Here is a 13,244-nt window from a genome sequence, read left to right as displayed (position 1 = left end):
GGAACCTACTCCGCGACCCGGACGTCGAGACGCGCGGCCAGCTCCTCGCGCCCGATGCCGAACGTCTCGCGCACCCGGACGCCGTCCGGGGTGAGGTCGAAGACCGCCAGGTCGGTGTAGACGCGGTCGACGCAGCCCCGGCCGGTGAGCGGGTAGGTGCACTCGGGCACGAGCTTGGGGGTGCCGTCCTTGGCGAAGAGCGTCATCATCACCAGCACCTGCTTGGCGCCGATGGCGAGATCCATGGCCCCGCCCACGGCCGGGATGGCGTCCGGCGCGCCGGTGTGCCAGTTGGCGAGGTCGCCGGCCGCCGACACCTGGAACGCTCCGAGCACGCAGACGTCGAGGTGACCGCCGCGCATCATCGCGAACGAGTCGGCCTGGTGGAAGTACGCGGCGCCGGGCAGCTCGGTCACCGGGAGCTTGCCGGCGTTGGTGAGGTCGGGGTCCACGTCCTCGCCGGTCGCCGCGGGACCCATGCCGAGCATGCCGTTCTCGGTGTGCAGCACCACGCCGCAGCCGGGGGCGAGGTGGTCGGCGACCATGGTGGGCTGGCCGATGCCGAGGTTGACGAACGAGCCCGGCGCGATGTCACGGGCCACGACCTGCGCCATCTCGCGCTTGGTGAGGCTCATCGCACGACCACCCGGTCCACGTAGATGCCGGGGGTGACGACGGCCTCCGGGTCGAGGGCGCCCGTCGGGACCACGGCGCCGACCTGCGCCACCACCGTGGTGGCGGCGGTCGCCATGACCGGCCCGAAGTTGCGGGCCGTCTTGCGGTAGACCAGGTTGCCGGCGCGGTCGGCGCGGTGGGCGCCGATGAGCGCGACGTCGCCCTTGATCGGGTACTCCAGCACGTGGGTGCGCCCGTCGATCTCGCGCGTCTCCTTGCCCTCCGCGAGCGGCGTACCGGCCCCGGTGGGGCAGAAGAACGCGCCGATCCCCGCCCCCGCCGCGCGCAGGCGCTCGGCGAGGTTGCCCTGGGGCACGAGCTCGAGCTCGATGCGACCGGAGCGGTAGAGGCCGTCGAAGACCCAGGAGTCGTGCTGCCGGGGGAACGAGCAGACCACCTTGCGCACCCGACCCCGGGCGAGCAGCGCGGCCAGCCCGGTGTCGCCGTTGCCCGCGTTGTTGGAGACGACGGTCAGATCGGTGGCGCCCTGGCGGATCAGCGCGTCCACGAGGTCGACGGGCATGCCGGCCATCCCGAACCCGCCGACCAGGACCGTCGCGCCGTCCGCCACGTCCGCGACCGCCTCGTCGGCGCCCGCCCGACCCTCGAAGACCAGCGTCATGCCTGGCTCTCCAGCACCACCGCGAGCGCCTGGCCGACACCGATGCAGATGGCGGCCACGCCCCAGCGGTCGCCCGACTCGCGCAGCCGGTGCGCCAGCGTGCCGAGGATCCGGGCTCCGGAGGCGCCGAGCGGGTGGCCGATCGCGATCGCACCACCCTTGGCGTTGACGATCTCCGGGTCGATCCCCCACGCGTCCACACAGGCGAGCGACTGCACGGCGAACGCCTCGTTGAGCTCGACCGCGGCCACGTCGTCCCAGGAGATGCCCGCGCGCGCCAGCGCCTGGTGCGCGGCCTCGACGGGGGCGAAGCCGAAGCCCTGCGGCTCCAGCGCGTGGACGCCCCGTCCGGCGATCCGGGCGAGCGGCGCGACGCCGATCGTGTCGGCGGCCGCCTCGGAGCCGATCACGAGCGCCGAGGCGCCGTCGTTGAGAGGCGAGGCGTTGCCGGCGGTGATCGTGCCGTCCGGGCGGAACGACGGCGTGAGGCCGGCGAGCCGCTGCGGCGTGGTGCCGGCCCGGATGCTCTCGTCGCGGGCCAACCCCACCCCGGGCACGGCGACCGTCAGGTCGTCGTAGAACCCGGCCGTCCAGGCCTCGTCGGCGAGGCGGTGGGATCGGGCCGCGAACTCGTCCTGCCGGTCGCGACCGATCGCGAACCGCTCCGCCAGCTGCTCGTTGGCCTCGCCCAGCGAGACGGTCCACTCGGCCGGCATCCGCTCGTTGACCAGGCGCCAGCCCAGGGTGGTCGACACCGCGGTGACGTGGCCGGCCGGGTAGGCGCGCGACGGCTTGGGCAGCACCCAGGGCGCGCGGGTCATCGACTCGACGCCTCCGGCGAGGACCACCTCCGCGTCCCCGGACTCGACCTGGCGCGAGGCGATGATCGCGGCGTCGAGCGAGGATCCGCACAGCCGGTTGACGGTCGTGGCCGGCACCGAGACCGGCAGCCCGGCGAGCAGCACCGCCATCCTGCCGACGTTGCGGTTGTCCTCCCCCGCGCCGTTGGCGTTGCCCCAGACCACGTCCGCGATCGCGGCCGGGTCGAGGCCCGGCGTCCTCGCCAGCACCCCGCGGAGGGCCACCGCGGCCAGGTCGTCGGGCCGCACGGCGGCGAGCGCGCCGCCGAAGCGGCCGAACGGCGTACGCGCGGCGGCGTACAGGAACGAGCTGGACACGAGTCCCCCGGAGTGTTCGTTGTGCGAACGTCCGTCCGCGTCACGAACATCCTAGCGGAACCTCCGTCAGCGGCCGGCGTGGGCGAGGTCGTCGGAGACCGCGCGGGCGACGTCGACCACCCGGGCCACGTAGGCCTCGGGCAGGGACCCGGTGCGCAGCGCCGAGGTGGAGATGTTGAGCGCCGCGACCACGCGACCCGACGCGTCGCGCACCGGCGCGGCCACGGAGCACAACCCGACCTCGAGCTCCTGGTCGACCGCCGCCCAGCCCTGCTCCCGGACCTGCCGCAGCTCGGCGCGCAGGGCGTCGGGCCGGACCAGGGTCCGCTCGGTCAACGGCACCAGCGGCGTGGCGGCGAGGTAGCCGTCGAGGTCGGCCTCGGTCAGGTCGGCGAGCAGGACCCGGCCCATCGAGGTGGCGTACGCCGGGAAGCGGGTGCCGACCGTGATCCCGACCGTCATGATGCGCCGGGTCGCGACCCGGGCGACGTAGACGATGTCCGGGCCGTCGAGCACGGCCGCCGACGTCGACTCCCCGACCTCGCCGGTCAGTCGCTCCAGGTGGGGCTGCACGAGCTGCGGCAGGCCGAGCCCCGAGAGGTAGGCCGTGCCGAGCCGCAGCACCTGCGGGGTCAGCGCGAAGTGCGCGCCGTCGAGCCGCACGTACCCGAGCTCGCGCAGCGTGTGCAGGAAGCGCCGTGCGGCTGCCCGGCTGAGCCCGGTCCGGACGGCGACCTCGCTGAGCGTCATCGTGGTGTGCTCGGCGTCGAACGCAGTGATGACCTCGAGCCCCCGCGCCAGTGACCGCACGAACATCTCCCCCGCGGGTCGCTGCTCGGTCATGGGCGCGAGCCTAGACCGGCCCCGACGGCCCGTGGCCCTCCACCACGACCCGCTGCACGACCCGGAACGCCGCGTCGGCATCGGGGACCCCGCAGTAGACCGCGGTCTGGAGCAGGAGCTCCTCCAACTCTCCGACGGTGAGCCCCTCACGCAGGGCGTCGCGCACGTGCGCTGCGAGCTGCTCGTGATGCCCGCGCGCCACGAGGGCGGTGAGCGCGATCAGCGAGCGGCTGCGCCGGTCCAGGCCCGGGCGTGCCCGGACGGCCTCCCAGCCGGACTCGCCCAGGAGCTCCTGGAAGTCGCGCGTGAAGGCGGGCGATGCCGGCGCCTCGCCCAGTGCGTGCTCGCGTACCAGCCGGGCGACCCGCTCCGGTGCTTCGGCGGGCGCCTGGTGGGCGACGTCGTCGAGCACCACGAGCCGGCCGTCGCGCACGCCCTCCGCGACCTCGCGCAGCAGGGCCGGCGGGGTCGCCGGGTCGGCCGACCCGGCGACGGCGAGGACCGGCACGGCGATCTCGCCCAGCCGGTCGCGCACGTCGTAGGTCGCCAGTGCGCCGCACACCGCGGCGTAGCCCGCGTCCTGGGTCTCCGTCAGCGCCCGCAGCAGGGCCGAGGCCACCTCGGGGCGGCGGTCGGCGAAGCCGGGCGCGAACCAGCGCTCCGTCGACCCGGCGACCAGCACCTGGGTCCCGGACAGCGAGACCTGAGCGGCCCGGCCGCGCCACATCGCGGGCTCCCCCAGCCGGGCGCCCGTGCAGAGCAGGACCGCGTCGCGCACCCGCCCCGGAGCGTCGAGCAGGAGCTGCAGCCCCACGGCACCGCCGACCGAGTCGCCGGCGTACGAGAAGCTCGCGCCCACCTCGTCGCGCTGGAGCAGGACCTCGTCGACGACCGACAGCACCCCGGCCGCGAGCGCGGCCAGGTCGAAGGGCTCCTCGGGCACCGCCCGGTTGTGGCCGTGGCCGGGCAGGTCCCAGGCCAGGACGTCGAAGGCGTCGGTGAGGTGGGTGGCCGCCTCGCCCCACAGCGTGGCGGCGGTGGTGCCCAGGGAGGGGCCGAGCACGAGCAGCGGCAGCTCGGCGCGGTGCGCGGCGCCGCTCATCCGAACGGCGGTGACGGCGGGGGTCATGGGGCCTCCTGGCTGGGGTGAGGACGTCGCCGACCAGCCTGCCCGGGGCACCCCGGGGGCTCGCCGCCGGGGCTGACTGAGGGTGGCGGGCCCCGGGTACCGGGCCGCGCCGTGACGCCCACCGGCCTTGTCGGGCGGGGGGAGGCCGCAGCAGACTGCACCCGGGCCGCCCCGTCGGGGCGGCCCGCCACTTCGGACACAGGAGGACGCATGACGACCACCCCGGAAGAGCCGCTCGGCGACGACGACATGACCACCAGCCCCGCGGGCGACCCCACCCCGCCCGGAACCGACGCCGACGGCACCGACGGCGGCGACGCGGACGGTACCGACACCACGGACTCCGACGGCACCGACAGCACCGACTCCGACGGCACGGACGGCGACGCATCCTGACCGTGCCCGCCTCCGCGCTCGACCTGCTCAGCGGTGACGCCCAGACCTTTGTGACGAAGGTCTGGGCGTCCCGCGCGCACCTGCACCGCGCCGATCCCGAGCGGCTGGTCGCCCTGCTGTCGCTCGACGACGTGGACGCCCTGCTCACGTCCTCGGCCATCCGGACCCCGTCGGTCCGGCTGGCGCAGGACGGCGCCGTGCTGCCCGAGTCGTCGTACACGCGCGGGGCGACACTCGCCGGGCGCCCGCTGACCGGGCTCGTCGACCCACGCAAGGTGCTCGCCCTGTTCGAGGGCGGCGCGACCGTCGTGCTGCAGGGCCTGCACCGCTACTGGGAGCCGATCACGCGCCTGGTCGCCGAGCTCGAGCTGGAGCTCGGGCACCCCTGCCAGGCCAACGCCTACCTGACGCCCCCGGGCGCCCAGGGCTTCGCGGTGCACTCCGACTCCCACGACGTCTTCGTCCTCCAGACCGCCGGGTCCAAGCAGTGGGAGGTCCACGGCCCCGACGGGGTCGAGGACGCGCTGCTGGAGCCGGGCGCGTCGATGTACCTGCCCACGGGGACTCCCCACGCGGCCCGGGCCCAGGAGACCGTCTCCCTGCACGTGACCCTCGGCATCAACCAGCTGACCTGGCGCGGCCTGGTCCAGCGCAGCCTGGCCTCCCTCGTCGCCGCCGTGCCCGACGAGCACCTGCCCGCGGGCTACCTGGAGGACCCGGCCGCCCTGGCCGACGAGCTCGACCGACGGCTGGAGGCCCTGGCCGCCGAGGTCCGCGGACTCGACGCGTCGGCGGCCGTCGAGGCCGAGGTACGCCGCTTCCTCACCACCCGCAGCCCGCGCCTGCCCGGGGGCCTGCGCGACGTTCTCGCGGTCGGCGACCTCGCCGACGACACCCGACTGCGCCGCCGCCCCGGCCACCCCTGCGTCGTGCTCCCGCGCGGCGACCGGGTGGAGGTGCTGCTCGGCGACCGCTCCATCGACATGCCGGCCTGGCTGCGACCGGCCCTCGACGAGCTCCGCGCCCGCCGGGAGCTGACGCCGGGCGACCTGCTCGACCTGGACCCGCAGAGTCGGCTCGTGCTCTGCCGACGCCTCGTCCGCGAAGGGCTGCTCGAGGTCGTCTCGTGACCTCACGCGACCCCGCGTTCCGCTGCGCGCGGGCCAGCACGCTCCGCAACGAGCCTGCTGCCGGCACGGCCTCCACCGTGCGCGCCTTCCTGCTGATCGAGCACCCGGGCCCCTGGGGCGTCGACGCGCTGCGCGACGCCCGGCTGCCCGACGGGCTCGGCGACTCGGTGGCCCGGGCAGCCGAGGCGGCCCAGGTCCGCCCGCTGCTCGTGCGGCGGCCCGACCGGCGTACCCATCACGACGGGCTCCAGGTCTTCGCCGCCTTCGCGCACCCCACCCGCTCCTTCGTGGAGACGACGGTCCTGGCCGACCCGCACCAGCTGCTGGACCTCGACCTGGCGGCCCTGGGGGCGGGCCGGTCCCCCGGCCTCACGCCGTACGACGCCGCGCTGCTGTGCGTGTGCACCCACGGCCGGCACGACGCCTGCTGCGCCGAGCGGGGTCGCCCCGTCGTGGCCGCCCTCGCGGCCGCACATCCCGAGGAGACCTGGGAGGTCTCCCACATCGGCGGCGACCGGTTCGCGGGCAACCTGCTGGTGCTGCCGCAGGGCCTCTACTACGGACGCCTCGACGCGGTCTCCGCGCTCGCCGTGGCCGACGGGCACGCCGCCGGCCAGGTCGACCTGGAGCACCTGCGCGGCAGATCGGCGTACGCGATGCCGGTCCAGTTCGCCGAGATCGCCCTGCGCCGCACTCTGGGCGAGACCCGCGACGCCGCCGTGCGGCTGGTCTCGCGCCAGGTCCGGGACGGGGTCACCGAGGCGGTGTTCGCCGTGGGCGCCGACCACTGGGAGGTCCGGGTGCGCACCGCGCCCGGCGCCGAGCTGCTGCAGCTCACCTGCAAGGCCACGCGGGACAACCCGGTCCCCCAGCACGAGCTGCTGGGCCTGCGCCGCCGGGACTGATCGCTTCGGGCCGGCGTGGGTACTGGCTGCGGCACAGCGGCGCCACGGCACCGCCCGTGACGAAGGAGTGGTGCCCATGGAGATCCTCTCGGTCCGCGGCGTCCTGCCCGCGCACACCTACCCCCAGCACGAGATCACCGATGCCTTCGCCCGGGTGGTCGCCCACGGGGGGCTCGACGAGCGGGCTGCTGCGCCGCTTCCACAGCCACGCCGGGGTCGAGCAGCGCAGCCTGGTCCTGCCGCTGGAGTCGTACGGGGGGCTCAGCGGCTTCGGCCAGGCCAACGACCTGTTCCTCGAGCACGCCGTGGAGCTGGGGTCCCGGGCCGTCGTGGACGCGCTGAAGGCAGCCGGCCTCACGCCCTCGGACGTCGACCTGATCGTGTCGGCCACGGTGACCGGCCTTGCGGTGCCGAGCCTGGACGCCCGCATTGCCGCGGTCGTGGGGCTGCGCCCCGACGTCAAGCGCCTGCCGCTGGTCGGCCTGGGCTGCGTGGCCGGTGCGGCCGGGATCGCGCGCCTGCACGACTACCTGATCGGCCACCCCGCCGACGTCGCCGTGCTGGTGGCCGTCGAGCTCTGCTCGCTGACGGTGCAGCGCGACGACGTCTCGATGCCGAACCTGGTGGCCAGCGGCCTGTTCGGCGACGGGGGCGCGGCCGTCGTCGCGTGCGGCGGGTCGCATCGCGGTGGCAGCGTGGAAGGTGCTCGGCAGCCGCAGCCGGCTCTACCCCGACTCCGAGCGGACGATGGGCTTCGACGTGGGCGACGGCGGCCTGCGCATCGTGCTCGACGCCCAGGTGCCCGACCTCGTGGCGCAGCACCTGCGCGGCGACGTCGACGCCTTCCTCGCCGACCGCGGCCTGAGCCGCGCCGACATGGGGTGGTGGGTCTGCCATCCCGGAGGACCCAAGGTGATCGAGGCACTGGAGGAGGCGCTGGAGGTGCCGCGGTCGGCCGTCCAGCTGACCTGGGACTCGCTGGCCCGGGTCGGCAACCTGTCGTCGGCCTCGGTGCTGCACGTCCTGGAGGACACCCTGCGCGAGCGCCCGCCGCCGCCGGGGTCGTATGGCATCGTCCTGGCCATGGGTCCCGGCTTCTGCTCCGAGCTGGTGCTGGTGCGAGCGACCGGGGAGGCCGCATGACCACGCTGACGGCGTTCACGGTCCTGGTCGCGCTGGTGGCGCTCGAGCGGGTGGCCGAGCTCGTCGTGTCCCAGCGCAACGCCGCCTGGAGCCTCGAGCGGGGCGGTCGGGAGACGGGCCAGGGTCACTACCCGTTCATGGTCGTGCTCCACACCGGGTTCCTGGTGGCGATGCTGGTCGAGGCCTGGGTACGCCGCCCCGACGTGCCGGCGGCGCTCGCCTGGTCGATGCTCGCGCTCGTCGTGGCCTCCCAGGCGCTGCGCTGGTGGTGCATCGCCACGCTCGGGCGGCGGTGGAACACCCGGGTGATCGTCGTGTCCGGGCTCCCGGCAGTCACCTCGGGGCCCTACCGGCTCCTGCGCCACCCCAACTACGTCGCGGTGGTCGTCGAGGGGGTGGCCCTGCCGCTGGTGCACGCCTCCTGGATCACCGCCCTGGTGTTCACCCTCGCCAACGCGGCCCTGCTGCGCGTCCGGATCGCCACCGAGAACGCCGCCCTGCGCACCCTGCCGAGGGAGCCGGCCGGTGCGTGACCTCCTGATCGCCGGCGGCGGCCCCGTCGGGCTCGCCACCGCGCTCTACGCGGCCCGGGCCGGGCTCGACGTCGGCGTCGTGGAGCCTCGCGAGGGGGCCATCGACAAGGCCTGCGGCGAGGGGCTCATGCCCGGCGCCGTCGCCGCCCTGAGCGACCTGGGGGTGGCGCTCGACGGTCCCGACATCACCGGCATCCGCTACCTCGACGGGTCGCGACTCGCGCAGGCGGAGTTCCGCCACGGGGCGGGTCGCGGCGTGCGCCGTACGACACTGCACCGTGCGATGTCCGCGGCGGTGCTGGCGGCAGGGGTGAAGACCGACCCCCGGGCCGTCCGCGAGGTCGTCGACCGCGGCGACCACCTGCTCGTCGACGGGGAGCCGACGCGACACCTGGTGGCCGCCGACGGGCTGCACTCCCCCGTCCGCCGCATGCTCGGCCTGGACTCCCCGGCACGGCGCCATCGCCGCTACGGCCAGCGCTGCCACGCGGAGCTCGCTCCCTGGACGTCGCTGGTCGAGGTGCACTGGTCCGACGCGGCCGAGGCCTACGTGACCCCCGTCGGGCCCGGCCGGGTCGGTGTCGCGCTGCTCTCGGAGGCGCGCGGGTCGTTCACCGACCTCCTGGGCGGCTTCCCGGACCTGAGGGAGCGACTGGCGGACGCGCCGCTCGGTCCCGTGCGCGGCGCGGGCCCGCTGCGCCAGCGCGCTCGCCGCCTCGCGGCCGGCCGGGTGCTGCTGGTGGGTGACGCGGCCGGGTACGTCGACGCCCTCACGGGTGAGGGCATCTCGCTGGGGCTGGCGCAGGCCAGGGCCGCGGTGGCCGCCCTCGTCGCAGGCGACCCGGCGGCGTACCCGCGTGCCGCAGCCCGCATCGGCCGGCGCCACGAGCTCCTCACGCAGAGCCTGCTCGCGGCCACGCGCCACCGCCGCGTGCGGCGGCACGTGGTGCCCGCGGCAGCCGCGTGGCCCCGGGTCTTCGGCGCGTGCGTCGACCAGCTCGCGAGACCCGCATGAGTGCCACCGAGGAGCTGGTGGTGCTCCTGGACGAGGCGGGCAACGCGACAGGCACGACCCCCAAGCGCGGCGTCCACCACCGCGAGACCCCGCTGCATCTCGCCTTCTCCTGCTACCTGTTCGACCCCGACGGCCGGCTGCTGATGACCCGGCGCGCGCTGTCCAAGCCCACCTGGCCCGGGGCCTGGACCAACAGCGTGTGCGGCCACCCGGGCCCCGGGGAGCCGATGGCCGACGCCGTACGCCGCCGGGTGCGTGACGAGGTCGGGGTGCTGGCCCGCGACGTGCGGCTGATGCTGCCCACCTTCCGCTACCGCGCGGTGATGCCCAACGGGGTCGTCGAGAACGAGATGTGCCCGGTCTTCGTCGCCACCGCCCACGGTCCGCTGGCCCCCGACCCCGCGGAGGTCGACGACGTGTCGTGGGTGGACTGGACGGCCTTCCGGGCGAGCGTGCTCGACGGAAGCCGCGAGATCAGCCCCTGGTGCCGGCAGCAGGTGGCCCTGCTGCCCGCGGACCCGCTCACCGCCGCCCTGGAGCGGGACTCCGCCCTGCCGCCCGCCGCCCGTCGCCCGTGACGGCGCTGGTCCGGGCGGCGCACGCCGGACCGGCCGGTGCCGTCACGCTCCTGGCGGTCCTGCTCGCGGTGGCCGAGCGGCTGGAGCCCGGACGGGTCCTGCTCGTGGGGGCCGCGGTGCTGGCCGGCCAGCTGAGCATCGGCTGGTCCAACGACCTGATCGACGCCGCTCGGGACCGGGCCGTGGGCCGCACGGACAAGCCGCTCGCGTCGGGTGCGCTCCGGCCGCGGACGGTGCGGATCGCGTGCGCCCTGGCCCTCGCGGCCACGCTGCCGCTCTCGCTGGCGTGCGGCCTCGCCTCGGGGCTCGCCCACCTGGTCCTGGTGGCCTCGGCCTGGACCTACAACCTCGGGCTCAAGGCGACGGCCTGGTCGTGGCTCCCCTACGCCGTGTCGTTCGGCCTGCTGCCCGTGGTGGTCTCGCTCGCGGGGGCGCCGCCGGAGGCGCCCCCGGCCTGGGTGCCCATCGCGGCGGCGCTGCTGGGCGTCGGGGCCCACCTGGTCAACGTGCTCCCGGACCTCGCCGACGACGCGGCGACCGGCGTGCACGGCCTGCCGCACCGGATCGGGCCGAGCCGGCTCCCGGCCGCGGCGACCGCCGTCCTGGTCGCCGGCTCGGTGGTGGTGGCGGTCGGCACCCGGTTCACGCTCGCCTCGGTGGTCGCGCTGGGCTGCGTGGCCCTCCTCGCCGCGGTGGCGCTCGTCGGTCGCGGGCGGACCCCCTTCCTCGCCGCCGTCGCGATCGCGCTGGTCGACGCGGTGGCGCTCCTCGCCGCCCAATGAGGCACGCCGATGGGGGGCGGAGGACGCGGCTGCTCCGCCGAGCACCCCTAGGGTGGGGCGATGACCACGAGAGCTCGGAACTCGGCCGCGGTCGCGGCACTCGGCATCGTCCTCGCCCTGGTGGGCGCCGTGCTGACACCCGCGCACGCGGACACCGGCGCCTGGCCCGACCGCACCGGCGACGTCCGGCGCACCACCTTCGACGGCTCCGGCGACACGACCACGCAGACCACCTCCCTGGTCCCGAAGCGGAAGCAGGGCGACCTGCGCAGCTACCGGGTGAGCTACGCCCCCGAGCGGATCCGGATGACGCTCGGCTTCCGCGACCTGCGCCGCAAGGCCGGCCACGTGTGGGTCGTCGCGGGCCTGCGTTGGGGAGGCGACCGCTTCGACGAGGTGACCCTGGAGACCGGACCCGGCAACCGCCGGGGCCGCTCCCTGCTGGAGAGCGACCCGACGTGCGCGGTGCAGCACCGCGTCGACTACGGCAGGAACCGGATGACCATCGTCCTGCCCGCCCGCTGCCTGGAGCGCCCGGACCGGCTGCGGTTCCGCGTCAGCGTGCACGAGACCGACGACCGCGAGGACCCGAGCTACTTCTTCAAGGACACCGCGCCCGGCGCCGGCAAGCGCTGGTCGCCTCACGTCGACCGGGGCTGAGCCCCGGTCGAGCCGCCGGTCAGAAGCCGTCCACCCGCCGCAGGGCGGGCGGGCGGCCGTCCGGGTCGTGCATCACCAGGTACGGCACCAGGGCCAGCGCCCGGGCGACCGGCCCGAGCCGCGGCGGGGCCAGCCGTCGCAGCCGGCCGACCGGCTTGGGCCCGACCCGGCCGCCGTCGTACCACGCGTCGAGGCGGGCGGCGCTCTGCGCGAACGCGGTGAACATCCCCGCCGGGTCGGTGCAGTCGTCCATCGGCTCGTCGTCGTCGCGGTCCAGGTGCTCGCGCGCCAGGTCGAGGCGCAGGGTGCGCGCGTAGCGGTGCGGGTCCTCCGGGTCGGTGTCGACGACCACAGCGGACAGCTCGGAGTCGTGGGTCCAGGACCGGCGGTTGAAGTTGTCCGAGCCGATCGTGGCCCAGGTGTCGTCGATCAGGCAGCACTTGGCGTGCACGTAGATCGGGGTCCCGGCGCGGTTCTCGATCCCGTAGACCGCGACCCGGTCGGGCGCGACGCGCATCATCTCGGCCATGGCGCGCCGCCGCCCCAGCAGCTCGGGCACCCGCGAGAGCCCGTCGAGGTCCGGGACGCGCGGGAGCACCGCGACGACGTGCAGCTCGGGGTGGGCACTCAGCGCCTGCACGAACGCGTCGCCGATGTGGTTGCCCCACAGGTACTGGTCCTCGACGTAGACCAGCTGCCGCGCCTTCATCAGGGCCTTGGTGTAGCCACGCGCGACGCTGCGCTCGCCACCCCGGGCGAAGGGGTAGTCGCGGTTGAGGCGCAGGTCGGGGTAGGTGCGCAGCAGCTGCACGGCGTGGGTGCCCCCGTCGGGCGCGGGAGGTGGCGGCGCCTGCTCGGGCAGCGGGTCCGGGCTCAGGTCGAGACGCAGGATCCGGTCCCGCAGCCAGAAGACCGGGCTGCGGCTGAGCGGCGTCGGGTCCTCCCAGCGCTCCCGGAAGACCGTCTCGACGTCGTACACGGCCGGCCCGCTGATGGCGGCCTGGATGTCGTGCCACGGCGGGGTGCTCCCGTAGTCGTCGGACATGGAGTCCAGCGCCTGCGGGTCGCCCAGGTGCTCCGCGTCGTCGCGCCGGGAGTGGCACAGGTCGATCCCGCCGACGTAGGCGACGTCGCGGGTGGGGTCGTCACCGTGCCGGATGACCAGCATCTTCTGGTGGTGCGAGCCGCCGTGGCGCACGCGCATGTCGAGCAGGGCCTCGGCGCCGCGACGCTGGAGCTCCTCACCCAGGCGCAGGTTCTCCCCGGCAGTGAAGCCCAGCAGCGCGCTGTGCGAGCGCCAGACCAGGCCCCGCACGTCGACCCCCCGCTCGTCGGCGCGCCCGAGCACCTCGGCCACCTCGCTGCCCGGCTCCCCGGTGAGCCGCTCGTCGGCATCGCCCTGCCAGTCGGTGAAGAAGATCAGGTCGCCCTCGGCCGTGGCCTCGATCCGCTCGAAGAGCTCGGCGAAGTACGTCGCGCCGTGCACGAGCGGCCGCACCCGGTTGCCCAGCGACCAGGCCCGGTCGCCGGGGTGCGGCTCGTCGAGACGGGTGCTGGGGTTGCCACGCTCGACCTTGCCGAGGAGCCAGTCGGCGGGACGGACCGTCCGCGAGAGAGCCACGCGACCACCCTGCCACGGTCGTCCCCTCCCGGGG

At 75.4% G+C, this 13,244-nt stretch carries 15 protein-coding genes and 1 pseudogene; 10 read left to right on the top strand and 6 right to left on the bottom strand.

Annotation, left to right across the window (positions count from 1 at the left end; translation table 11 throughout):
• Positions 1–5 precede the first annotated feature (5 nt).
• The 5 genes from LQ940_RS10455 to LQ940_RS10435 all read right to left on the bottom strand — a co-directional run bounded on the left by LQ940_RS10455 (position 6) and on the right by LQ940_RS10435 (position 4,447).
• The gene (locus LQ940_RS10455) at positions 6–635 is read right to left on the bottom strand and encodes a 3-oxoacid CoA-transferase subunit B (RefSeq protein WP_231244543.1); all 630 of its coding nucleotides are present in this window, start codon (positions 633–635) and stop codon (positions 6–8) included.
• Positions 632–1,297: a 3-oxoacid CoA-transferase subunit A gene (locus LQ940_RS10450; protein WP_231244542.1), complete on the bottom strand. Its 666-nt coding sequence runs from the start codon at positions 1,295–1,297 to the stop codon at positions 632–634. The genes LQ940_RS10455 and LQ940_RS10450 overlap by 4 nt, the downstream gene beginning before the upstream one ends.
• Positions 1,294–2,475: a thiolase family protein gene (locus LQ940_RS10445; RefSeq protein ID WP_231244541.1), complete on the bottom strand. Its 1,182-nt coding sequence runs from the start codon at positions 2,473–2,475 to the stop codon at positions 1,294–1,296. The genes LQ940_RS10450 and LQ940_RS10445 overlap by 4 nt, the downstream gene beginning before the upstream one ends.
• A gap of 66 nt (positions 2,476–2,541) precedes the next feature.
• Complete coding sequence (locus tag LQ940_RS10440; protein WP_231244540.1) at positions 2,542–3,318, bottom strand: IclR family transcriptional regulator domain-containing protein; 777 nt, start codon at positions 3,316–3,318, stop codon at positions 2,542–2,544.
• A 10-nt stretch (positions 3,319–3,328) separates the two neighbouring features.
• Positions 3,329–4,447 carry an alpha/beta fold hydrolase gene (locus LQ940_RS10435; protein WP_231244539.1) on the bottom strand — a complete coding sequence of 373 codons (1,119 nt, stop codon included), beginning with the start codon at positions 4,445–4,447 and terminating at the stop codon, positions 3,329–3,331.
• Positions 4,448–4,657: 210 nt separating this feature from the next.
• On the opposite strand from LQ940_RS10435, the gene LQ940_RS10430 reads away from it, so the two are divergent.
• The 10 genes and pseudogenes from LQ940_RS10430 (at position 4,658) to LQ940_RS10385 (ending at position 11,589) form a co-directional block, all read left to right on the top strand.
• A complete protein-coding gene (locus LQ940_RS10430) occupies positions 4,658–4,843 on the top strand; it encodes a hypothetical protein (protein ID WP_231244538.1) in 186 nt (61 codons plus the stop codon).
• Between the two features lie 2 nt (positions 4,844–4,845).
• Positions 4,846–5,973: a cupin domain-containing protein gene (locus LQ940_RS10425; protein WP_231244537.1), complete on the top strand. Its 1,128-nt coding sequence runs from the start codon at positions 4,846–4,848 to the stop codon at positions 5,971–5,973.
• Positions 5,970–6,878, top strand: a complete 909-nt coding sequence (locus LQ940_RS10420; protein ID WP_231244536.1) for a sucrase ferredoxin — start codon at positions 5,970–5,972, stop codon at positions 6,876–6,878. The genes LQ940_RS10425 and LQ940_RS10420 overlap by 4 nt, the downstream gene beginning before the upstream one ends.
• A 140-nt stretch (positions 6,879–7,018) precedes the next feature.
• A pseudogene (locus LQ940_RS10415) lies at positions 7,019–7,486 on the top strand (type III polyketide synthase); the annotation flags it as partial.
• A 79-nt stretch (positions 7,487–7,565) separates the two neighbouring features.
• A complete protein-coding gene (locus tag LQ940_RS10410; RefSeq protein ID WP_231365092.1) occupies positions 7,566–8,021 on the top strand; it encodes a 3-oxoacyl-[acyl-carrier-protein] synthase III C-terminal domain-containing protein in 456 nt (151 codons plus the stop codon).
• Entirely contained in the window at positions 8,018–8,554 is a 537-nt protein-coding gene (locus LQ940_RS10405; protein WP_231244534.1) for an isoprenylcysteine carboxyl methyltransferase family protein, read from the top strand. The genes LQ940_RS10410 and LQ940_RS10405 overlap by 4 nt, the downstream gene beginning before the upstream one ends.
• Positions 8,547–9,569 (top strand): NAD(P)/FAD-dependent oxidoreductase, encoded by a 1,023-nt coding sequence (locus LQ940_RS10400; RefSeq protein ID WP_231244533.1) that lies wholly within the window; start codon positions 8,547–8,549, stop codon positions 9,567–9,569. The genes LQ940_RS10405 and LQ940_RS10400 overlap by 8 nt, the downstream gene beginning before the upstream one ends.
• A complete protein-coding gene (gene idi, locus LQ940_RS10395) occupies positions 9,566–10,147 on the top strand; it encodes an isopentenyl-diphosphate Delta-isomerase (protein ID WP_231244532.1) in 582 nt (193 codons plus the stop codon). Before LQ940_RS10400 ends, idi begins: the two co-directional genes overlap by 4 nt.
• Positions 10,144–10,929: a UbiA family prenyltransferase gene (locus tag LQ940_RS10390; RefSeq protein ID WP_231244531.1), complete on the top strand. Its 786-nt coding sequence runs from the start codon at positions 10,144–10,146 to the stop codon at positions 10,927–10,929. Before idi ends, LQ940_RS10390 begins: the two co-directional genes overlap by 4 nt.
• Before the next feature lie 60 nt (positions 10,930–10,989).
• A complete protein-coding gene (locus LQ940_RS10385) occupies positions 10,990–11,589 on the top strand; it encodes a hypothetical protein (RefSeq protein WP_231244530.1) in 600 nt (199 codons plus the stop codon).
• A gap of 19 nt (positions 11,590–11,608) precedes the next feature.
• On the opposite strand, the gene LQ940_RS10380 is transcribed toward LQ940_RS10385, so the two are convergent.
• Positions 11,609–13,210: a phospholipase D family protein gene (locus LQ940_RS10380; RefSeq protein ID WP_231244529.1), complete on the bottom strand. Its 1,602-nt coding sequence runs from the start codon at positions 13,208–13,210 to the stop codon at positions 11,609–11,611.
• Positions 13,211–13,244: the final 34 nt, after the last annotated feature.

This window comes from Nocardioides sp. cx-173, assembly GCF_021117365.1.
Classification (GTDB): domain Bacteria; phylum Actinomycetota; class Actinomycetes; order Propionibacteriales; family Nocardioidaceae; genus Nocardioides.
The sequence above is the reverse complement of the archived record's forward strand: the minus strand, read 5'-3'. Positions and strand labels throughout refer to the sequence as shown.

Excerpts from the sequence above, each read along its gene's own strand:
- idi (WP_231244532.1), top strand. The coding sequence starts at position 9,566 with ATGAGTGCCACCGAGGAGCTGGTGGTGCTCCTGGACGAGGCGGGCAAC.
- LQ940_RS10385 (WP_231244530.1), top strand. The coding sequence starts at position 10,990 with ATGACCACGAGAGCTCGGAACTCGGCCGCGGTCGCGGCACTCGGCATC.
- LQ940_RS10440 (WP_231244540.1), bottom strand. The coding sequence starts at position 3,318 with ATGACCGAGCAGCGACCCGCGGGGGAGATGTTCGTGCGGTCACTGGCG.
- LQ940_RS10435 (WP_231244539.1), bottom strand. The coding sequence starts at position 4,447 with ATGACCCCCGCCGTCACCGCCGTTCGGATGAGCGGCGCCGCGCACCGC.
- LQ940_RS10405 (WP_231244534.1), top strand. The coding sequence starts at position 8,018 with ATGACCACGCTGACGGCGTTCACGGTCCTGGTCGCGCTGGTGGCGCTC.
- LQ940_RS10455 (WP_231244543.1), bottom strand. The coding sequence starts at position 635 with ATGAGCCTCACCAAGCGCGAGATGGCGCAGGTCGTGGCCCGTGACATC.
- LQ940_RS10450 (WP_231244542.1), bottom strand. The coding sequence starts at position 1,297 with ATGACGCTGGTCTTCGAGGGTCGGGCGGGCGCCGACGAGGCGGTCGCG.
- LQ940_RS10430 (WP_231244538.1), top strand. The coding sequence starts at position 4,658 with ATGACGACCACCCCGGAAGAGCCGCTCGGCGACGACGACATGACCACC.